General features: G+C 46.2%; 15 protein-coding genes. 2 read left to right on the top strand and 13 right to left on the bottom strand.

The window, feature by feature from the left end:
• The first annotated feature begins 258 nt into the window (after window positions 1–258).
• Window positions 259–1,611 (top strand): molecular chaperone, encoded by a 1,353-nt coding sequence (gene yegD, locus DPF93_RS08455; protein ID WP_114765771.1) that lies wholly within the window; start codon window positions 259–261, stop codon window positions 1,609–1,611.
• Window positions 1,612–1,658: 47 nt separating this feature from the next.
• Here the strand turns inward: yegD and DPF93_RS08450 are convergent, their stop codons facing one another.
• From DPF93_RS08450 to DPF93_RS08400, 11 genes are all read right to left on the bottom strand, one after another.
• Window positions 1,659–2,675 carry a GGDEF domain-containing response regulator gene (locus DPF93_RS08450; protein ID WP_114765770.1) on the bottom strand — a complete coding sequence of 339 codons (1,017 nt, stop codon included), beginning with the start codon at window positions 2,673–2,675 and terminating at the stop codon, window positions 1,659–1,661.
• A gap of 1 nt (window position 2,676) precedes the next feature.
• Window positions 2,677–3,264: a chemotaxis protein CheB gene (locus tag DPF93_RS08445; RefSeq protein WP_114765769.1), complete on the bottom strand. Its 588-nt coding sequence runs from the start codon at window positions 3,262–3,264 to the stop codon at window positions 2,677–2,679.
• Between the two features lie 9 nt (window positions 3,265–3,273).
• Entirely contained in the window at window positions 3,274–4,122 is an 849-nt protein-coding gene (locus DPF93_RS08440; protein WP_114765768.1) for a CheR family methyltransferase, read from the bottom strand.
• A 1-nt stretch (window position 4,123) separates the two neighbouring features.
• A complete protein-coding gene (locus DPF93_RS08435) occupies window positions 4,124–8,275 on the bottom strand; it encodes a response regulator (RefSeq protein WP_114765767.1) in 4,152 nt (1,383 codons plus the stop codon).
• A 363-nt stretch (window positions 8,276–8,638) separates the two neighbouring features.
• Window positions 8,639–11,197: a YncE family protein gene (locus DPF93_RS08430; protein ID WP_114765766.1), complete on the bottom strand. Its 2,559-nt coding sequence runs from the start codon at window positions 11,195–11,197 to the stop codon at window positions 8,639–8,641.
• Between the two features lie 249 nt (window positions 11,198–11,446).
• Window positions 11,447–12,718 carry a 4-aminobutyrate--2-oxoglutarate transaminase gene (gabT, locus tag DPF93_RS08425; RefSeq protein ID WP_114765765.1) on the bottom strand — a complete coding sequence of 424 codons (1,272 nt, stop codon included), beginning with the start codon at window positions 12,716–12,718 and terminating at the stop codon, window positions 11,447–11,449.
• Between the two features lie 109 nt (window positions 12,719–12,827).
• On the bottom strand, window positions 12,828–13,265 hold the full coding sequence (locus DPF93_RS08420; protein WP_114765764.1) for a universal stress protein: 438 nt from the start codon (window positions 13,263–13,265) through the stop codon (window positions 12,828–12,830).
• A gap of 1 nt (window position 13,266) precedes the next feature.
• On the bottom strand, window positions 13,267–14,589 hold the full coding sequence (locus tag DPF93_RS08415; protein ID WP_114765763.1) for a TRAP transporter large permease: 1,323 nt from the start codon (window positions 14,587–14,589) through the stop codon (window positions 13,267–13,269).
• On the bottom strand, window positions 14,586–15,164 hold the full coding sequence (locus DPF93_RS08410; protein ID WP_114765762.1) for a TRAP transporter small permease subunit: 579 nt from the start codon (window positions 15,162–15,164) through the stop codon (window positions 14,586–14,588). Before DPF93_RS08410 ends, DPF93_RS08415 begins: the two co-directional genes overlap by 4 nt.
• A 132-nt stretch (window positions 15,165–15,296) precedes the next feature.
• Window positions 15,297–16,331: a TRAP transporter substrate-binding protein gene (locus DPF93_RS08405; RefSeq protein WP_114765761.1), complete on the bottom strand. Its 1,035-nt coding sequence runs from the start codon at window positions 16,329–16,331 to the stop codon at window positions 15,297–15,299.
• A gap of 319 nt (window positions 16,332–16,650) precedes the next feature.
• Window positions 16,651–18,090, bottom strand: a complete 1,440-nt coding sequence (locus DPF93_RS08400) for an NAD-dependent succinate-semialdehyde dehydrogenase (protein WP_114765760.1) — start codon at window positions 18,088–18,090, stop codon at window positions 16,651–16,653.
• Window positions 18,091–18,243: 153 nt separating this feature from the next.
• On the opposite strand from DPF93_RS08400, the gene DPF93_RS08395 reads away from it, so the two are divergent.
• Window positions 18,244–19,176: a LysR family transcriptional regulator gene (locus tag DPF93_RS08395; RefSeq protein WP_114765759.1), complete on the top strand. Its 933-nt coding sequence runs from the start codon at window positions 18,244–18,246 to the stop codon at window positions 19,174–19,176.
• Window positions 19,177–19,245: 69 nt separating this feature from the next.
• Here DPF93_RS08395 and lhgO read toward each other — a convergent pair whose 3' ends face one another.
• Window positions 19,246–20,505: an L-2-hydroxyglutarate oxidase gene (gene lhgO, locus DPF93_RS08390; protein ID WP_114765758.1), complete on the bottom strand. Its 1,260-nt coding sequence runs from the start codon at window positions 20,503–20,505 to the stop codon at window positions 19,246–19,248.
• A gap of 236 nt (window positions 20,506–20,741) precedes the next feature.
• Complete coding sequence (gene glaH, locus DPF93_RS08385) at window positions 20,742–21,701, bottom strand: glutarate dioxygenase GlaH (protein WP_114765757.1); 960 nt, start codon at window positions 21,699–21,701, stop codon at window positions 20,742–20,744.
• Between the last annotated feature and the right edge of the window lie 121 nt (window positions 21,702–21,822).

Raw genomic sequence — 21,822 nt, 5'->3', positions numbered from 1 at the left:
TATAGCTAGTTCAATCGTATGAGTTTCTAAACATAAAATACGGTAACATCAACTGGTTAATATGTGACAAGAAACACATACACAAGGCGCATAAACGCCAATCAAATATTAACCCTGCTTTTGAAAGTTAAGACCTAACTCCGCTCGGTTCCACCGACACTGAATTCTTAAAATCACGCAATTTATATTTCCGCTTGACCCGTCCATCAGTCTAGGGTTTAGTGTGCGACCCTTTTATTGCCATACGTTGAGGTTTAAATGTCACTAGGTTTTGATTTTGGTACCGCCAATTGCTGCGTTGCTCATCTTGTCGAGGGCAAAGTAACGCCAATTCCGTTAGTTGATGAGAACATCTATTTACCTTCAACTTTATGTGCACCCAATCCTGAGTCTGTTTCTGAATACCTATTTCGCTGCTTAGACATCGCACCAAGCAATGAGACCAATGAAGCAGTACTCAGACGTGCGATTAAAATTAACCGTGAAGAAGGTTTAGAGGTTCGCAGTGAAGATGTGAAGTTTGGTCATCAAGCGCTAGAGCTTTACCTAGAAGACCCTAAAGATGTTTACTTTGTAAAATCGCCAAAGTCATTTCTTGGCGCTATGGGTCTAAGAGATATGCAGCTCTCTTTCTTTGAAGATCTGGTGTGCGCTATGATGAGCAACATCAAACAGCGCGCAGAGCTCACCGCCCAAAAAGCGTTTGAACAAACGGTGATCGGTCGCCCTGTCAACTTCTTGGGGCGTGGTGGTGAAGCCTCCAATATTCAAGCGGTTGATATTCTTACTCGTGCGGCAAAGCGCGCCGGCTTTAAACAGATTGAGTTTCAATATGAGCCGGTAGCAGCGGGGCTTGACTTTGAAGCTAGCCTAAAAGAAGACAAAAAGGTTTTAGTGGTCGATATCGGCGGCGGTACCACCGACTGCTCAATGATCCAAATGGGTCCAACGTGGCATAACCAAGAAGAACGTAAAGACTCGCTACTGGCACATACCGGTCAAATGGTTGGGGGTAACGATCTGGATATCTTTATTGCGTTTAAATGCTTAATGACGGAATTTGGTTTAGGCAGCAAACTGAAAAGCGGGCTCGATTTACCCCTGATTCAATTTTGGAATGCCATTGCAATCAACGATGTCCAAGCGCAGCGTGATTTCTATGCTCACGATAATTTGTCTGTGCTACGCCAGTTCCATAAAGAAGCGCGCGACCCGGATAAACTGGCACGTCTAGTAAAACTTCACCAAGAAACTTTAGGTCACGGTGTAATTCATCAGGCAGAGCTTGCGAAAATTGCCATGTCAGAGCACGAAAGCTATACCACCGCCATTGACCTCGTCAGCGAAGTGTTCAATGTGCCAACCACTCGCGCTGGCATTGAGGCAGCGATTGAGAACCCAATGAACAAAATTCGTAGTTTGGTTGAAGAAGCAGTGACACAAAGTGGCATCACGCCAGATGTGATTTATATGACCGGCGGTTCAGCACGCTCAAAAGCGCTCACCGCAGCGGTTTCATCAGTACTACCTCACACACCAATTGTAAGCGGCAACTACTTCGGCTCAGTAACCGCAGGCTTAACCCACTGGGCAAACCTTATTTACCGCTAGAACGCTGCACTCTGTTGGCTAACAAACATAAACAGACAACAGAGTGTTTACACATGTTCCCACGACGTCATGCAGGCTTTAAACGTCACACAATTGCGATTGTTGCGCTTAGACTCATACAAGGCATCATCCGCAGCTTCGGCCAAATAACGTGAAGACAAACCGCGCTGAGGCTGCACGGAGCTGACGCCAAAGCTTGCGGTTACTGTCGCCCTGCCTGAAGCTTCACTATGAGGCAGCTGCAAATCGACAATCACTTTACGCACCCGCTCAGCCACTAATTCAGCCCCAGCTTGATCGGTGTCTGGCAGGATGATAGCAAACTCTTCACCACCAACACGCGCAATGCGGTCGAGCTCTCTAAGCTGCATATTGCTGATCGCCTTGGCAACCGTCTTTAAACAGTCATCACCCAGATGATGACCAAAAGTGTCGTTGTAGAGTTTAAAGTGGTCAATATCGAGCATGATCAGAGACAGCGAAGTTTGTGTTCTTGACGCGCGTTCCCACTCTTCAGCAAAAATCTGCTCAAAACAGCGCTTATTGTATAAACCCGTTAAGCCATCGGTGGTTGACAGCATCAACAACTGCTCGTTGGTCTCTTCTAATTGCTGTTGTAACTCTTCTAACTCGGCCAGTTTTTGGTCCGATTCAATTGTTTTACGTCTGAGCGCTTCACGCTGCTGGTAAAGCTCGATAAAGACGTTCACTTTGCCTTTGAACACAATTGGCTCAAGCGGTTTAAACATGTAATCAACCGCACCTAACTCGTAGCCACGGAAGATATGATGTTCGGTTTTAGAACGAGCCGTCACAAATATAATCGGAATCGACTTGGTCTTTTTGTTGCCGCGTAAAAGCTCAGCAACTTCATAGCCATCCATACCCGGCATCTGTACATCGAGTAGCACTAAAGCAAACTCATGATCTAACGTATGAGCCAGCGCCTCTTCCCCTGAAGAAGCACTGACTATCTCGACATCAAAAGACTCTAATAACACTTCAAGCGCAATCAGATTTTCGGGACGATCATCCACTATCAAAACACTCGGACGTTGCGTCATTTTAACACTCACATATGCTGTTCAAAAATTTACCCATTTGATCTAATGGGACGATATGGTCGACATCTACAGCATCAATTGCTGCTTGCGGCATGGCTTGCGCTTCAGCGCTCTCCACTGATTGCACCACCGCAATACCGCCTTTTTGCTTAATTCGTTGCAGCCCTTTAGCGCCGTCAGAATTTGCCCCAGTCAGCACCACACCAACCAACTCGTGACCAAAATAATCGGCGGCAGTCTCAAACAACACGTCAATCGAAGGACGCGAATAGTTAACTGGTGCATCGATTGATAACGCAATCGACCCATCTACCTCGACCATCATGTGGTAGTTCGGCGGTGCGATATATAGATTGCCACGCCGAATCGGCTCTTTGTCCTCACCTTCTTTGACGTTTAGTTGAGAGCGATTTTCAAAGTGGTTAGCCAAGTAACTCTCAACATTGGGGCTAATATGCTGCACTAGTAAAATCGGCAGGCAAAAGCTTGGGCTTAACTCACGCAGTACACACTCCATGGCAGCCAGACCGCCGGCAGAAGCGCCGATGACCACGGCTCTATGGTGCTCTTTATTGCAGTGAAGTTTCATACTGCCTCCTTACACCGCTCTTACCGTGCGCTTTTTGCGGTAGATTTTCTCTCGCTCACACACCAATTCAAATTGATCCGCAAGATCTGAAAAACGCAAACTCTCTTTCGAACCTAAACACAAAAAGCCGCCCGGAACTAAGCTGTCATAAAATAGTTGGAAGACTTTGTTTTGCAGTTCGCGATTAAAATAAATCAGCACGTTACGGCAGAAGATGACATTCATCTCACCAAACACACCATCGGTCGCCAAGTTGTGCGGAGTAAACAACACCCGCTCGCGCAAACGACTTTGCATGATCACATGGTCATAATCTGCGGTGTAGTAATCAGAAAAAGAATGCGTTCCCCCTGCTGCCTGATAATTGGTGGTGTATTGACGCACCAAATCCATCGGGTAAATGCCTTTTTGCGCCTTTTCTAAAATTGCTTCGTTAAAGTCCGTGGCGTACAGCTGAGCACGTGAAGTCATGCCTTCTTCTTCAAGTAAAATACCCATCGAATAGACCTCTTGCCCGGCAGAGCACCCGGCGTGCCAAATCTTCACAAATGGGTAGGTTTGCAGGTGTGGCAACACCACTTGACGCACCTTTTTGTAAAACCAAGGGTCACGGAACATCTCAGTGACGTTGATCGACAAATCGAGCAAGATCTGTTCAAAAAAGCGTGGCTCATAAATCAATTTATGCTGCATCTGCGAGTAGTTGGTCATTCCTTCTAACGCACGGCGATACTCTAATCGACGGCGAGTGTGTGCCACTGAGTATTCGCGAAAGTCATAACCATACTTGCGATAAATCGCCTCTAAAAACAGCTGGATCTCTAACTGTTCATCGTTAATTTCGATCACATCACTCATATCAGTACAACCACACTCTCATCATTGAAATCAGCTTGCTGGTATCAATCGGCTTAGCTAAATAATCGCTCGCGCCCGCTTCAATACACTTACTTCTATCGCCTTTCATTGCTTTGGCAGTCAAAGCGATAATCGGTAAAGCGTTGTATTTCTTCTGCTTGCGGATCTCTTGCATCGCCTCGTAGCCATCCATCTTAGGCATCATGATGTCCATCAAAACTAGGTCGATATCTGGGTTGTCTTTGAGTTTGTCGAGACTTTCAACCCCATCGCGGGCGATAGTGACGTTCATCCCTTTATCTTCTAAAACGTTAGATAGGGCGAAAACGTTACGCATATCATCGTCCACCAGCAGGATATTTTTATCCTTCAACAGCGACTCTTTATCATGTACCGCTTTAAGAATGCCACGCTGCTCGGCGGGAAGCTCCGCTTCAACGCGATGCAAAAATAGCGCAGATTCATCGAGTAAACGCTCAGGCGATTTCACTCCTTTGATGATTATGCTCTCAGCGTATTGATTGAGTTCTTTCTCTTCCTCGCGCGTGAGCTCGCGACCGGTATAGACAATAATCGGGACACGAGCGGCCGTTTCGCTGCGGCGAATATTTTCCAGCAAATCAAAGCCGGTCATATCTTCTAAGCCTAAATCAAGGATCATGCAGTCGTAGCTATGTTCTTCCAACTCATCCAATGCATCTTTGCCGGTTGAGACCGCGATAATGTGCACATCATCTTCACCAATTAACTGCTTAATGCTGTCGCGCTGGATCTCATCATCTTCGACCACCAGTAGTCGTTTTACGGGTTTGGAAATGATGTTTTCAATACTGGCAAATGCCGTGTCGAGCTTTTTCATATCGACAGGTTTGGTTAAATAACCAATCGCACCCATGCGCATCGCATCCAGATTGGCATCATTGGCTGACATAAAGTGAACCGGAATATGGCGCACTGCCGGGTTGTCTTTGAGGCGCTCCATCACTGTCCAGCCATCAATGCCCGGTAAGCCAATATCTAAGATAATCGCACTCGGTTTGTAGTACTCGGCAAAATGTAAGCCCGTTTCCCCGGTCTCCGCGACAATGCACTTAAACCCGCGCTCTCGACCAAAATCTCGCATCACCCCAGCAAACGCGCGATCGTCCTCGATGATCAGCAGAGTTTTGTCCTCCGCAACAATGCTTTGGCGATCATCATCAATAAAGTGCTCATGCTTAGGTTGTGCTGATGGTTTTGCCTCTGCTACGCCGTTGATTGGCGTTTTCGCAACCGGCGCGGCTTGGCTTACACCATTCAAACTTGAACCATTATTACCTGCACCATTAAGAGTCGCGCCATTATGGGCGGGGAATGGTGATTCACTTGACGGCTCTGCTGGCGCTTCAAGTCGCACAACGGGCGCACGGGTGCTTTCACCGGCCTCATCACCAGCTTCTTTTTTAACGTACTCAAGAGGCAAGACAATCGTGAAGGTACTGCCTTTTCGCTCTTCACTCTTAAGCGAAATCGCGCCGCCCAGCAGATGAGCCAGCTCTTTAGAAATAGAGAGCCCCAAACCTGTACCGCCGTACTTGCGACTGGTGCTGCCATCCGCTTGTTGGAAAGCTTGGAAGATAGCCAATTGCTGCTCTTGCTTGATGCCGATACCGTCGTCTTTGACGTGGAACGCCACCAATGACTCGCGTGGTTTTTGCAAACGCTCAGCAAGCTCGGGAGAAGGCAATGCGACACTAAGAGAGACCGAACCTTCATGGGTAAATTTAAACGCATTGGTGAGCAAGTTACGTAATATCTGCTGCAAACGCTGCGAATCAGTTTCGATGCTGGCTGGCAAATTACCCGCGATAGAGACCGAGAAATCGAGCTCTTTATCTGCGGCAATATCGTCGTATAAACGGCGAATATCTTGTTCAATCGACGTAAACGCAACGTTCTCAATATGCAGATCAATTTTGCCCGCTTCGACTTTGGATAAATCGAGGATTTCATTAATCAATGAGAGTAGATCAGAGCCTGAAGAGTTGATCGCTTTTGCTGAATCAATTTGTTTCTGATTGAGGTTGCCATCTTTGTTGTTAGCAAACAGCTGCGAGAGGATCAAAATGCTGTTTAGCGGAGTGCGCAGCTCATGCGACATATTGGCAAGAAATTCCGATTTGTACTTACTGGCAATTTCTAGCTCTTTCGCCTTCTCTTCAACGATCAACTGCGCTCGGTTTAGCTCATCGTTCTTCTCTTGCATTTCAACTTTTTGATCTTCGAGTGCTTTGGTGCGCTCTTCCAACTCTTCGTTGGTCACTCGCAGCTCTTCTTGCTGAGCTTGCAGTTCTGCTTCTGACTCTTTGAGCACTTTGGTTTGCTCTTCAAGCTCTTCGTTGGTTACGCGCAGCTCTTCTTGCTGGGTTTGCAAAGCGCTTTCTGATTCTCTTAGCGCGTTCGCTTGCTGCTCTAAATCTTGGTTCGCGCGCGATAAGCTTTGTTGCTGCTCTTGCGCTTGCTCAAGCAGTTGACTGATGGTTTCACGAGCGTTAGCGGCATTAAAGATCACTGCCGCGTTGGTGCAAGCATCATTCACATAGCGCTTGTGTAGCTTGCTAAATGGTTGCAAGGAACCAATCAATATCACCCCGATAAGGTGAGAGTCAGTCACCAATGGCACAGACATAAAGTGAGACGGTGTCACCTCACCCGCACCATAGTTTAACGTTGGTGCATTATGCGAGATGTCATTGTAAGCAATCATCTGCTGCTCGAATGCGGCCTGTCCGACCATACCCTCGCCTAAATCGACGCTATTAAAGTTGCCTCTGCGATCACTAAAGGCATAACTCGAAGTCAGTACCAGCTTCTTACTTTGCTCATCAAACAGATACAAGGCGCCCAACTCGGCATCCATATGACGGGTAAAAAACGAGACAAAACGCTTGGCAAGTTCCGCCAAACTCAAATCGCCACGCAATTGATCATCTAAACTCTCTTTACCGGTTTTAAGCCAATCCAAATCACGCAACTGCACCGCCATATCGTTAAGCGCATCTGACATCTGTCCAAGTTCATCTTTGCGCTCTAACTGCAAGGTTGAGTTGAGTTTGCCCGAGGCAATATCATTGGCGAAAGCCATTCCTTGTGTCAGTGGCTCAGTCACTGATTTGGCAAACTTCAGCGCGACAAAACCAACCACCACAACCAGAGCAAGAGCAGCGATTAATAAAGTAACGTAGAGGAAGTAAATCGGCTGGGTCACCTCTGCTTGGTCAATCTTGGAGATCATGTACCAGCTATGCCCGGGAACGGGAATTTTGCTAAACGCAATCAAGACATTGTTACCAGCACTATCGACGTAAACATCATGCCCGCCTCGTTCGCCCGCCGCTTTTGCATCACTCCAGTAAGGCAAATCCGTTTGCAAACGAAAACCCACCACATACTGACCATCACCCATCGAGGTCACATCACTACGCAGTTCAAATTTGCCCGTCGAGCGATTGGTACCAATCAAATAGGACTCACCACTTTCACCCAAGCCTACGCGTGAATCGAGGATTTGATTGATCAGGGCTGGTAAGATTTTTACTGCGATAACGGCAGTCACTTGACGCGCTTGGTCAAATACCGGCACCGCAATATAAGAGACTTGTTGTTGCTCATCTTCACTAAAAGCAAAATCTGAGTAAGAGGCTTTGCCGCTGCGCTCAACATCTGACCAAGCGCGGTTTAGTGCAAGATCCATCCCTTTATCGGTCGTAAGAGAAGAGTTAATTCGGTCTTTGTTTTGATAAGAGTAGAGAATTTGCCCTTGCCCAGCACTTAATACGAGCAAATCCTGATAGCCGTAACCACGAACAAACTTGTCAACCAAGAGATCAAATTCACTTGCTTGAGAAGATCGATCTACTGCAAGTGTCGTTATCGATTCGCTTTCACTCAGCGCAAACAATTCAACATCGACAATTCTTTCAAGGAAAAACTCTCGGATCTCATTACTTCGCAATAATTGGATCGACAAAAGCTCTTCAAACGATTTCTCGATTAGGGCACGAGATGCGACTTGTCCATTAAATGCTGTGGCGGCTAATAATGGGACAATGCCAAAGAAAATAAGTATCGCGACCAACTTGGTGCGTATTTTTATGTCTGAAAACTTGGGCATAAATAGATCTAATAGTTTTATTAACAATCAAACCAAATTCTTGCAAAGCAAACACACATTCTCAATTACAAAACCTACTCATTTTGACGCGTATCATACGAATTTTGTATTAAATGTCGCAAGTTATGCACTCAAACCAGTTTATCTTGTGCGGGCACAAATATTCACCAAGGAAATATCGGCAAATTTATAGCTAAAGCTTGGGGTATATTTAATAAAACCGTGCAGAATATCGGTTCTATCCGGTTTAATTTTCCTATTTGATGTGTTTTTTATCCTTTCAAATACAACAAAACCCAACCGCAAAATTGCGATTGGGTTTTAATAGTTAACTCGATTTTCTCTTACTAGTGAAAGTACTTACTAACGAGAGTACGACTGCCACATTGGATTTTCAGCAAAGTAACGCTCAACTAGGTTGATGTTGCTTTCTGCACGCGGCACACGTAAGTGTTCAGCGACACCGTTGTACATCTCTTCGCGTGGCGTTTTGTAGAACGCGTTAATCTCATCATCAAGGTAAGGCAGCACCTGCTGACGAATCATCATTTGGTGAATATCATGCGTCATTAACTGCAGACCGCGCGATGAGTTAGCAAAGCTACTGTCGTGCGAGCCCCAGTGGTGACCAAACTCATGCCCTACGACACCAATACCTGAGTTGTAGTAGTGAGCGTAGTAGTTCCAAGTGTCGATACCAAGCACATCGCCACCGCCAAGACCACCACCAATGGTAGAAATGCCAAGGCGAATACGATCACGGTTCATAAAGGCTTGGTAAATGTTCTGGTAGTCATCCGCAGTAAAGTTACCGCCAGGACCATCAACAGGACCCGCGTTACCAAAGAACTCGTTTTGACCTTGACCAATACTCTGTTTGTAGTTGAACCATAGGTGCTCAAACTCAGGGCTGTTCATCACGTAAGCGTAGTTCGCCATGATGATCATCCATTCACGCGCATAGGCTGGGGTAATTTTCTCCCAATGACCGTTTGCCTGTGAGTAAGTACCAAAGCTCAAACGCCATTTTGATTGCCAATCTGTCAGCTTCTGCACAAACTCATCTGTTTCAGAAGTCAGGCGAATATCAACCAAATCTCGTGGCAGATGCGTCGCCTCGGCAAGACCTTTGATCGTAAACGACTGAGTGCCATCAACACTTGCGTATTTCACGCCATCTTTAAACGCGTGTGACGTTGTGTAACTCGCAAATGGTTCCAGCTGATCAATGGTACCTAATTTGATCCATTGCCCTTCATCACCAAAGCGCGCTTCTACGGTCAGATCATAAGTGGTTTGAGCCGCGTAACTGGTGATATCCAACTCATCAAGACGCTGTGTGCCTGATAATAGGCGGTCGATACGTACTTCGTGGTTAGACGTCAAGCTCTCCCAGCTTTCACCATCAAACAATAGCGGCGTCTTCGTCACTTCAGGCGCAAGCAAATCAAATACATGATCGTTGGTCGCTGGTGTGTTGTCTTGGTGAACACGCAGTTCATCCATATTCGCAATCACCACTGTGCGGTCTTGCAGCATCGCTAAAGCTTTTTCTTCAACTGCTAGGTCAAAGCTCGCTTTTAGTGATTGATCTTGTTCAGTTTCCGCGTCTACGAAACCTTTAAAGATGTGCATCGCCTCACCTTCAATACCACCTTCAACAAAGCTAAACTGCTCTTTGCTGAACTGCTCGACAACACCTGCGTTGCTGCCAACGTACACTTCACCATTGCTGGCTTGGTACGTATTACGGTAGCGAGTATTGGCAAAGCGGTGTTTTGCTTCAACCAACTCATCACCCGCTTGTACTGATGCAAGGTCGAATACGTAGGTCAAGGTGTTATCAAAGTTCACCACCAGCTCATTGTTCACCACTTCCATCTTCACATTACGGTAGATAGAGTTGCTCTCTGGCAAGTTGAAGAAACCGTACTTAGACAACGTCTTGTGGTTGGCTAGCTTCACATCCGCTTGGCGGTAGATAGAAATTTTGCCCGTAATATCAGCAACAAAAATATACTCATGGTTTGCTGCAACGCTGTATGGGTGCGTCAGCGTTTTATCAAACGTGTTACCTGACCAAGAGCCGGTACCCAATGACATAATGATTTGGTCATTGTTATTGGTATCGTAGATATCAACGCGGTTAGACGACAGAGAAGCGACATATAAGCGACCGTCGTGTTCCGTTACATCGCTGACGACGCGGTAAGTCTCGTTAACACCATTGAGCGAAAAACCAGTGATTGGTGCTAGGGCCTGCTCATTTTTCAAATCGTAACGCGCAATATGAGAAAAGCCGCTATGCGTGTTACCCGCGTATACCTTGCCATTACTTAGCGCTACAGATTCCGGTACAAAATCATTTTCCGACTGGTAACCAAAATCAGCGTAAGTGAGGGTTTCACCTGTCCCTAGGAACTTAATCTTAGTTAGGCTTTCACCTTCTTCTAGGGCACAAGTGTAATCTTCTAGCGACAGATGGGTAATACCGCTTGGTGAGTGAACATCACCCTCTGGACCGTATTCAATCAGACAGCCATTACCGTAATCGTAATTACCGTAAATTTTATTTACTGCCACCATTCCAAAGTGGTACCAAGACAACTCCCAGTCATCACTCAAGAAATCAAATACATTGCGGAACAAGCCTTCATCGGTAAATGGCATCGGTAAATCAAACTTGATGTAGTTATCTTGGTTGATCTGGTACTCGATACCATTGACTTCGATAAAGCGCTCACCATCTTTAACGATGACATTGTTTTCATCTTCAGCGTATTTGCGCAGCTCATTAATGCGCTGCTGAATTTGGCTATGAGTATCACGAAGCTCGTTGGTAAAGGTTTGGTTATCGTTGGCCTGCGCAACACCTGTTAACAGTGCTGAGCCGATAAGCAGTGACAAAAGTTTTTTATTCATCGCTTTTTCATATAGTTACGGAGGAGATATAAATCATATTTCTATTTAAAGCGTACTTCGTAGCTGAAAAATTTTTGTCTTGGCTGAAAATCACGAAATTGCAAATTAAACCCGGATAACTGCATTAAATTCAATCGCTTGCTTATTAATTTCTAACAATGGCTGATCGATAGAACTAAAAAAGCCCAATAACTTAATCGCTATTGGGCTTTGCTTTAGCCAACGTTTATTAGTGAATTAAAAGGATATTTACACCAATTCTTGGATGATTTTTTCCAGCTTGTCTAAACCTTCATTAAGGATCTCAGATTCGATTGTCAGTGCCGGTAGCAAACGGATTACGTTCGCTTTCACCCCACATGACAGCAAGATCACGCCATTTTCCTGCGCTTTACCGATAATAGCTTTAGTGAGATCTTGTAGCGGCTGACCCGTTTGCGGATCAGTAAACTCAATTGCCATCATTGCGCCATGCGTACGCACCTGCCCAATCTGCGGCACACTTTGCTGCAGCTTAGTCATACGTGCATTTACAACTTCACCAATGCCATTGGCTTTGGCACACAAGTCTTCCTCTTCGATAATCTTAAGCACTTCAAGACCTGCCACACAGCCCATTGGTGAACCGGCATAAGTACCGCCTAGACCACCAGCAGGTGCTGAATCCATTACCTCAGCTTTACCGACGACAGCGGAAATTGGGAAACCGCCGGCAATGCCTTTCGCTAACGTCATCATGTCAGGTTCAATACCCAGATGCTCTGTGGCAAACATCTTACCGGTACGAGCAAAACCCGCTTGGATTTCATCGGCAATCAACATGATGCCGTGCTTATCACAAATCTGGCGTAGCGCTTGAGCAAACTCGCCTGGCGCTTTGTAGAAGCCGCCCTCACCTTGCACAGGTTCAAAGATAATTGCCGCCACATGTGATGCTTCAATATCACATGCAAACAGATCTTCAAGCGCTTGTAGGCTCTGCTCAACACTCACACCGTGGAACTCATTTGGGTATGGTGCGTGGAACACTTCACCTGGGAACGGACCAAAGCTGGCTTTATAAGGTGCTACCTTACCCGTTAGTGCCATGGTTAAATTGGTGCGACCATGGAATGCGCCTTTAAAGGCAATCACGCCGCTGCGACCAGTATGGGCACGTGCCACTTTGACGGCGTTTTCGACCGCTTCTGCACCTGTGGTTAAGAAAATTGCTTTCTTTGCAGACTCACCAGGGGCAATTTCTGTCAGCTTTTCTGCCAGTTCAACAAACGACTCATATGGCGTAACTAGCGCGCAAGTATGGGAAAAGTTATCCAGCTGAGCCTTAACCGCTTCGGTAATGCGCTTATTAGAGTGACCGGTGTTGTTTACCGCGATACCCGCGGCAAAATCGATATAGCGATTACCTTCGACATCCCAAATTAGGGCATTTTCTGCTTTAGCGACATAAATTGGGTAGAGCGCGCCCATACCGTTAGAAAATGCCTGACTTCTTCTCTGGTGCAGTTGTTGGTTGGTCATTGTCTATTCCTTGAGTTTGTGAGTGTACCTCCGCCAGGAATTATTCCCTTTGGCAGCTTAACTTTATGTTTATGGTTATGATTATTTGCGCCATTTGGCGCGAGATTAATTAACTGGGATCATCTTTGACGACAAACACCGAGCAATGAGAATGGCGCACAATCTTGGCGGCATTTGAGCCAAGAAAGTATGAACGCAACTTAGGCTTAGCCGATGCCATTACAATCGCATCCACTTCAGAGCGTTTGGCTTGCAGCACCACTTCATCAAACACCACGCCATTGCGCACAATCGCTTTACCGCGGTGCTGCTTGGGCACGTACATCTCAAGCATGGTTTGCACGCTATCAAAGGCGCTTTTATGCTGCTCAGAAAAAGCACTGCCGGAAGCGGTTGGCACCATACTGTGGTGAACTTTCGCCTCATCAACGTAGAGCATGTCGATAACGCCTTGCTCATCGATCAATTTAAGCGCCATATCGACCTCTTTTTTCACCACATCTGGGTAGACAAGGTCCACTGGCATCAGAATTCGCTTCAGGCTCATACTAATTTACTCCCATCACTTTATTCGGCAGCCACATCACCACTTCAGGGAACATCATGCACATGATCAGCACACACAGTTTTAAAGCGATAAACGGCAGAATTGAGCGATAAATATCCATCATACTGACCCCCGGAGGCGCGATACCTTTCAGGTAGAACAGAGCAAATCCATAAGGCGGGGTTTGTACCGCGATCTCGATATTTAGAATCATCAGGATGCCGAACCAAATTGGATCGTAGCCAAGCGAAACAACAATTGGGGTAAACAGTGGCGCACACATCAAAACGATGATCAGCTCGTCGATGATAAAACCGAGCAGTAACATGATGACTTGCATCAAGATGATCACCCCAAGCGGAGGCAATCCGAGATCTTGGGTAATTTGCGCCACCATATTTTGCACCCCACTTAGCATGTGGAAGTTACTAAATAGCGACGCGCCGAGAATGATCCACATCGAGACACTGACCAACATTGCGGTCTCAAAACCCGATGACTTGAACATTTCAAAACGAAAGCGCTTAAACAAAATCGCCAGAATAATCGCGCCGACTACCCCAATCGCTCCGGATTCGGTTGGCGTTGCAATACCAGTAATAATGCTGCCCAATACCGCGACAATCAGCAGCAAAGAGAACAGACCATCACGAGCGGTGGTGAACTTCTCTTTACCCGACATTTTGGTTTCACTACCCGTGCCAAGTGGGGCTTTTTTCGGGTTGAGCTTACAGCTGATAATGACGTAGGCCATCAGCAACACAATCGAGATCAACGCCGGAATGATCGCCGCAAGGAACATACGCCCCACCGAGTTTTGCGTGGTGGCCGCATACATGATCATCGGAATACTAGGCGGGATCAAAATACCCAATCCGCCACCTGCCATGATCACGCCAAGTGCTAGTCGTTTATCGTAACCTCGCTCTAACATCGGTTTCAGGGCGATACTGCCTGAGGTCATAATACCGGCACCAATAATGCCTACCATCGCGCCAATCATCGAACAAACACCGATAACACTCACTGCTAAAGAGCCGCGAATACGACCAATCACCATCTGGCTAGCGTTAAACATCGCATCACCGATACCGGAGCGAGTCAGCAGCTGCCCCATGTAGATATACAGTGGGATAGCCAGCAGGATAAAGCTAAAGAAATTACCTTCGATGGTGGTTGGCACTAGGTTAAAAATCCCTTCACCCCAAGTGAGATAACCCATGCCCATCGCAATGCCGCCTAGGGCAAGCCCCACTGGCGCACCGAGTGCAAAGCTGGCAAGAACACAGCCAATGAGTAACAGCGTTAATACTTCAATACTCATACATCCCCCGCTTGTTCTACTAATGTCTCTGTTTCTTCGCTCTCTTCTGGAGCCTGCTCAATCAGCGATTTACCGGTAAACAAGTAGTAAAGATCTTGCACAATATCGCTGGTAAATTGGACGATAAACGCGCCGCAAGCGACTACCATCATCACCCAGAAATGCGCCATCGACGGAGCCCATTCAGACTGACGGCGGTAGTTAAACTCGGCGGCTTCTTCAAACTTACCCAGTGCCATGATCAGCACCACATAAAGAAAGAAAATCGCCAATGAGTAAGAAAATAGATTGAACAGTGAACGTACTCGCGCCGAGACCGATAGATAGAGCACATCCACATTAATGTGAGCTTTATTTTGTTGGGCTAAAGCGCCGCCAAGTGCAGCGATATAACCAAATAAGAAAAGTGATACGTCGTATGCCCAAATGGTTGGTGCACCGAGTACATAACGAGAAAAGACTTCAAAGGCGACTGTCGCTGCCAGTATCGGCATTAAGAGCGATGCTGATACACCAATCAGATAGATTATCTTGTTCACGCCGCGACAGTAGGTTGCTAACACCGTACTCAACATAGACTTCATCCCTAACAGCATAAAAGGAGAAAGGGGGGGATCCCGCCCCCCTTTATTGGTGATTCAATCTGAGTCTCAATCTCGCGTTAAATCACCTTTGTTTTAAACATTGTGTCGATAGTTTTATTGATGTTATTGAGTGTCTTGCACGATTTTGATTAGACGCTGGCTGTATTGGTCAGAGTCTGCATACTCAACCCATAGCGAGCCTGCCGCTTCGTTCCACTTCTGCGCATCAGCTGCACTTGGCTCTGGGCTCCACTTCATGCCTTTTGCTTCCATATCAGCGATAGCTTGAGATTCCCAAAGACGAGACTTCGTCATTTGCTCACGAGCGTGAACAGCACTTGCCGCGCGAACAATCGCTTTCAAATCATCAGGTAGTTTGTTCCATGCACTCTTGTTAACCACTATAGGTAGGGTTTGCGCACCAGCGATTGGTAGACGGTACATGTATTTCGCTACTTCAACGTGGTTGCCGTCACGGTGGTCAATGATGTTACTACCGATAGAGCCATCGATAACGCCTGTCGCGAGACTGGTGTAGATCTCGCTGTAAGAAAGTGATGCTGGCGATGCGCCAAGGTTACGTAGGAACTTGCCGTATGCGCCTGGCGCACGGATTTTCAAGCCTTCAAAATCTTCAATTGAGTTAATTGGCTCTTTGGTTAGCACGTATACTGGCAGTTGGATGTATGGTTCAAGCCAAACAAGGTTTTGCTTGCCGTAAGCTTCTTCCAGCACCTCACCCCAACCTTTCTCGTGGAAAAGCGCGCTGAGCTCACCGACATCATCTGTCATGCCTGGTAGACCCACTTCTACAACGCCTGCAGGGAACTCACCCGCATGCATTGGTTGGAAAGGTGCGCCCATTGTAATAAGACCTGATTTTACCGAGCCAAGAACACCCGTTTGCCCAACACCTTCACCTGAGTACATCACTTGCACTGAAATGCGACCGTTCGACATTGCTTCAATGTTTTCCGCAAAACCTTTGTACACTTCACCGTAAGCTGTACCGCGTGGGTACAAATTTACAAAGCGCCAGTTATGCTCAGCGGCAAATGCCTCAGATACAGTTAAAAAAGTGCTCGATAATGCAAGCGCGCAAGCAGCAACTTTTTTGGTTAGGCTTCCCTTGTTCAATTTAGTTAAAGTTTTAAACATGAACTTTCTCCTTGAGTGATTCTGTTTGCTCTGGCTCAGCCAGTAACAGTTTTCGTGACCTATTAATCCTTCGTTGTCACTGTGTAACTTATAATTACATTCTGTTTACATTCTTTAAATTCGTAATTCTCTACCTAAAGTTTTATCGCCATCAAACCATTGCTTTGAACACCCGAAATCACTGGCGCTATGCGAAATTACAGGCAAAAAAAAGCAGCACTGGAGGGTGCTGCTGAAATATATTGCCCCAACGTCTGGAAGGGGACTCTTTAGGGAAAATATATCAAACTAAGAAAGGAAATTGTTATCTCTTTACCAATCAAATGCCGTGGCACAAATATTTAATTTCTAGGTAATCATCGATGCCATATTTCGAGCCTTCACGTCCACTGCCCGATTCTTTCACGCCACCAAACGGGGCCACTTCGGTTGAAATAATGCCTTCATTGATACCTAAAATGCCGTATTCCAGCGCCTCACTCATACGCCAAACTCGCGCATGATCTCGGGTGTAGAAATACGCCGCTAAACCGTAAGGCGTATCGTTGGCTCGGCGCACCACATCCTGCTCGTCATTAAAACGGAAAATCGTCGAAATCGGACCAAACAGCTCTTGATGGGCAATATCCATCTCTTCCGTGACATCTGTAAGAATGGTGGGTTGATAGAACTGCGCGCCATATTCATGCCCCGCACCACCAAGTGCCAACGTGGCACCTTGTTCGATTGCGGCTTGTACCAAAGCCGATACCTTTTCAAACGCTTTTTGATTAATGAGCGGACCGATCTCGGTTCCTTCGACTAAGCCATCACCGACAGCAAGCGCTTTGACCGCTTGGGTGTATTTCGCCATAAACTCATCATAAATCGCATCATGGATATAAAGACGGTTTGTACAAACGCAAGTTTGACCAGCATTGCGATACTTTGAGATCACCGCGCCTAAGACTGCTTTATCAATATCAGCGTCATCAAAAACAATAAACGGTGCATTTCCGCCAAGCTCTAGTGAAACCTTTTTCACCGTATCTGCCGCTTGGCGTAGGATTAATTTGCCTACTGGAGTAGAACCTGTGAACGAGACTTTGCGCACCAATGGATGACGACAAAGAACATCACCAACTACCGCCGGGCGTGAAGTGGTTACCACATTGACCACACCTTTCGGAATGCCCGCTTGCTCAGCCAGTTTCACCATCGCTAGCGCACAAAGAGGCGTATCTTCGCCAGGCTTAATCACTACCGTACAACCCGCCGCAAGTGCTGGACCGACTTTACGAGTGATCATCGCGACTGGGAAATTCCATGGAGTAATCGCAGCCACCACACCAATTGGTTGTTTGATGGTCATATAACGGTTGTTCGGGTTGGCTGCAGGGATCACATCGCCATAAATGCGTTTCGCTTCTTCCGCAAACCACTCAATAAACGACGCGCCGTAAAGTACCTCGCCATAGGCTTCTTTGTAGGGTTTACCTTGTTCAGTTGTCAGCAGTTTGGCTAATGCATCAGCATTTTCTACGATAAGATCGAACCATTTTTTCAGCAAAACGGCGCGATGTTTGGCTGTCGTCGTGCGCCACTCTTGAAAAGCTGCATGGGCTGCAACAACAGCAGCTTCTGATTCTTCCTTACCCATATCAGGCACAGAAGTAATTCGCTCACCAGTGGATGGGTTAATAATATCAACCTGTTTGCCATCGATGGCATCAACCCACTCTCCATTGATAAAACCACGAGATAAGACCAAATCTGCCATTAGTTCCATTCCTACTGTTATAAACATTAACAATGTCAAAGATAAAAAAAAACAAATCGCGCACAATAGCGCCAGAACGTAACAAAATTATAACAACCGATTGAGGGACATAAATATTCCTCGATAAACATAAAGTTTTACGGATCTAAAACAATGACTAAAAATTCTGTGCCCATCGGTCACATTGGTGACTACGAAATAAAACAACTGAAAATTTTTAAAGTCGTCGCCGATTGCGGTGGCTTCTCTGCTGCTGAAACCGAACTGAACGTGAGCCGCTCTACGATCAGTATTCATATCTCAAATCTGGAATCGCGTTTAAACCTGATTTTGTGCCGTCGCGGGCGCTCTGGATTTGCGTTAACCGAAGAAGGGGCTGTGGTGTATGATGCGACGGTTAAATTACTCGGGGAACTTGAAGATTTTCGCAACACAATTAATCACTTAGATATTCAACCATCCGGTAGCTTAACCGTGCTGTTTAGCGACAATATCAGCTTGGATACCCGCGCGCATATGCCAGAGGTGATCCGCAACTTTGCCAATATCGCCAAAGAAGTGTATTTGACTGCCGAAGTCGCGCGGATGACAGAAATTGAGCGTAAAGTGCTACAAGAAGAGGCGGATATTGGCTTTATTCCTTTTCATCGTGAGCTTGATGGTTTGGAGTACGAGCACTTCTATACCGATATCTGCTACCTCTATGCCAGCAAAGATAACCCCCTCACAGAGCTTTCCGAACAAGAGCTTTCTGACGAGGTGATCAACGGTTTTCCGGTTGCCTATGCGGGGATCAAAACCCAAGAACGGCTCAATTCCCACTTGGCGAAAATGAACCTTAAAGCCACGGCGTATAACTATGAATCACGCTTGGCGCTGATCCTTTCTTCGCGCTACATTGGTTATCTGCCTGAAAACTACGCCAAACCTTATGTTGACTCAGGTGAGTTAGTGGCGATTGCGCCGAGTGAGCGCTACTACTATCTAGAGATCATGGCAATTACCAAGAAAACCAACTCAATCAATAAATTGAGATCGTTATTTATCAAAACCATGCGTGACTATTATCGCAAGATAAAAGAATAACTAGCAGTAATACGGCGATAAAAAAACCTGAAGCTTAGCTTCAGGTTTTTTGTCAGTTAACCGGTTAAATCACGCGGTTTCAGCCACTTGCTCTGCTGCCGCTTCAGGCGTTTCTATCCCCTGCTTTTGCATGATCTTATCGCAGATATAACCGCCAATCGGAATGGCTGAGGTTGCCGCAGGTGACGGGGCATTGCAGACGTGTAAGCTGCGCGCACTTTCAGCAAATAAGAAGTCGTGCACTAAGGTGCCGTCACTTAACACTGCCTGCGCACGTATCCCCGCAGGATACGGTTGCAAGTCTTCCACTTTGATTTTTGGACAGTACTTATTAACCAATTTTAGATAACCCGGCTTCCACCACGAGTTCTTGGTTTCAATCAAACCTGTTTTTAAATGCTTGGCTGAAACTTTCCAAAAACCAGCAAAGCTAAACATATCCAGCACATCACGCAGGCTAAAGTTAATTTTGCCATAGCCTTCTCGCTTCCAACCCTGCACAGCATTAGGACCGACTGTCACTGAGCCATCAATCATACGAGTTAGGTGCACGCCTAAAAATGGTAAATCAGGGTCTGGAATTGGGTAGATCAGATGATTAACGATATCGTTGTATTTCGCTGGCAGGCGGTAGTACTCACCACGATAAGGGATAATTTGGAAATCCGTCTCAATGCCCATCATGCGTGTCATACGATCGGCCATTAACCCGGAACACACCACAATAAACTGGCTATCAAAGCTGATAGTTTCACCTTGGCATAAACCGGCGACTACCACTTTGTCCGCTTGTTCACTCAATCCTGTCACTTCAGTTTCAAGAGAAATCACCCCACCTGCATCAGCAAACTCTTGTGCCATTTTTTCGGTCACTTGGCGATAGTTAACAATGCTGGTCGTCGAGACAAAAATTGCGCCCAAGCCAATGATGTTCGGCTCACGCTCTTTAAGCTGCTGCTGATCCAACAGCTCAACATCCAAGCCATTTTGATGACAGCGCTCAAACAGCGCCTGCATGCGCTCGACTTCAAGCTCAGAAGTTGCCACCAGCAGCTTACCGCAATTCTCCACCGGAATATCATGCTTAGCACAAAACGCGGTGGTCGCCTCTACCCCAGCTTTGCAAAATTCAGCTTTCAGGCTGCCCGGCGCGTAATAAACACCGGCATGAATTACGCCACTGTTATGACCGGTTTGATGGCATGAAAAACCCGACTCTTTCTCAATTAAAAGAATCGATTTATCAGGAAAACGGCTTTGCAATTGCCACGCGGTCGACACCCCGACAATCCCGCCGCCGACGACGACGTAATCATACATTTTGTTCACTTTGGTGCTCCTTCACTTTCATTATTTTAGTTATACCCAAGAAACCTCAAGATGCTTAGCTCTGAGTCACACTAAACACAATTAAAGTAGCTTGGGTATAAAAGCGCTCGGGTAAAAGTGCTTAGATAACAACATTGGCTAAACACACTTATTGCCTCAAACGCAAACAAATCGAAGCTGCAGCCCACTGCAACTTCAATTTGATCATAATAAACGGTTAATCAGGTCAATATTGATTAGCGAGTAAAGTGACCACGCTGACGCAATAGTTCACGCTTAAGACCTTCGTGTGCCACGAACTTATCGCGACCGTGCAACCAACAGTGGTTTTGTACTACCAGCATGCTACCAATACGCACACGCACGTTAAAACAGTTCGTATCACTCTCTAATGACTCGCTCATCGCATTGAGGTAAAGACCTTGTTGCATGTTTTGTGGCTGAGCAAACTGATCGATAAACAGCATGTGTGGCTTACCGTTTTTGTCCTCTTCAAAGAATACTGGGTGCTCAATGCTGTAACCAACATTTTTGCTCGGTGGCGCACTCCAGACAATGTTTTGCTTCGCCATTGGGTGGTGGTAGAACTTCTCAAGATCTTGCCAATCATCCACGTGTAGCAGTAGCGAGTCACCCATTTGCATGTTTTTCTCATCCATCTTCATCATTAGGACGAAGTCTGTACGCTCATCAACATACGTGCCATCGTTGTGCAGTTCCATACGGCGGTGCGCTTGACGTAGGTAGCTATCGCTGTTGTCAGCATTTTTCACCGTAAAGCGCGCATAGTATTTACCATACATCGCATCAAAGTTTGGAATACCAATAAGGTGTGAAACCGCCGTAGAAAGAATCACAAAGAAATCACGCTGTGCATCGCTATCTTCATACAGTGCCGCCGCTTCTTCTGATGGCTCTAAAAGAAATGCTGCACGTTCGCGATCTTCCATCACATCCACTAAGAACTGACCAAGTTGGTAATCACACGCTTTGTCTAGCGCGTCAGCAACGGCATAACGCAGAAATGGCTTGTACTCAAGTGATTGCAGGCTGTAGTTCTGGATAAGATCGGCGAAAGTATCCAAGGTTTCTTTACTTAGAGTGACGACTTGAACACGTGCATTTTCTGAGTGAGCTGTCACAGTAAAACCACAACGTTCCTCTACATTATTATTAAAAACCTTAGCAATATTCATTGTTGAACTTCCTTATTTGGCTGAGCAGGCAAACTGCGTTTCACGTTATTTTGTTGTCATTGCGATACGGCAAATTTGCCCTCCGCTTTAGTTAACAAAACTATAACTTTTGCATGGTCAT

It is taken from the genome of Vibrio rhodolitus (genome assembly GCF_003350325.1).
In the GTDB taxonomy this organism is placed as follows: domain Bacteria; phylum Pseudomonadota; class Gammaproteobacteria; order Enterobacterales; family Vibrionaceae; genus Vibrio; species Vibrio rhodolitus.
Note: the sequence above shows the minus strand (reverse complement) of the source record. Positions and strands in the feature narration are given on the sequence as shown.

Bases quoted from the DNA above. Each gene is read 5' to 3' on its own strand.
- DPF93_RS08435 (WP_114765767.1), bottom strand. From the start codon at position 8,275: ATGCCCAAGTTTTCAGACATAAAAATACGCACCAAGTTGGTCGCGATA.
- DPF93_RS08430 (WP_114765766.1), bottom strand. From the start codon at position 11,197: ATGAATAAAAAACTTTTGTCACTGCTTATCGGCTCAGCACTGTTAACA.
- DPF93_RS08400 (WP_114765760.1), bottom strand. From the start codon at position 18,090: ATGGCAGATTTGGTCTTATCTCGTGGTTTTATCAATGGAGAGTGGGTT.
- yegD (WP_114765771.1), top strand. From the start codon at position 259: ATGTCACTAGGTTTTGATTTTGGTACCGCCAATTGCTGCGTTGCTCAT.
- DPF93_RS08445 (WP_114765769.1), bottom strand. From the start codon at position 3,264: ATGAAACTTCACTGCAATAAAGAGCACCATAGAGCCGTGGTCATCGGC.
- DPF93_RS08395 (WP_114765759.1), top strand. From the start codon at position 18,244: ATGACTAAAAATTCTGTGCCCATCGGTCACATTGGTGACTACGAAATA.
- DPF93_RS08450 (WP_114765770.1), bottom strand. From the start codon at position 2,675: ATGACGCAACGTCCGAGTGTTTTGATAGTGGATGATCGTCCCGAAAAT.
- glaH (WP_114765757.1), bottom strand. From the start codon at position 21,701: ATGAATATTGCTAAGGTTTTTAATAATAATGTAGAGGAACGTTGTGGT.
- DPF93_RS08415 (WP_114765763.1), bottom strand. From the start codon at position 14,589: ATGAGTATTGAAGTATTAACGCTGTTACTCATTGGCTGTGTTCTTGCC.
- DPF93_RS08405 (WP_114765761.1), bottom strand. From the start codon at position 16,331: ATGTTTAAAACTTTAACTAAATTGAACAAGGGAAGCCTAACCAAAAAA.
- DPF93_RS08420 (WP_114765764.1), bottom strand. From the start codon at position 13,265: ATGAGCCTGAAGCGAATTCTGATGCCAGTGGACCTTGTCTACCCAGAT.
- DPF93_RS08410 (WP_114765762.1), bottom strand. From the start codon at position 15,164: ATGTTGAGTACGGTGTTAGCAACCTACTGTCGCGGCGTGAACAAGATA.
- DPF93_RS08440 (WP_114765768.1), bottom strand. From the start codon at position 4,122: ATGAGTGATGTGATCGAAATTAACGATGAACAGTTAGAGATCCAGCTG.
- gabT (WP_114765765.1), bottom strand. From the start codon at position 12,718: ATGACCAACCAACAACTGCACCAGAGAAGAAGTCAGGCATTTTCTAAC.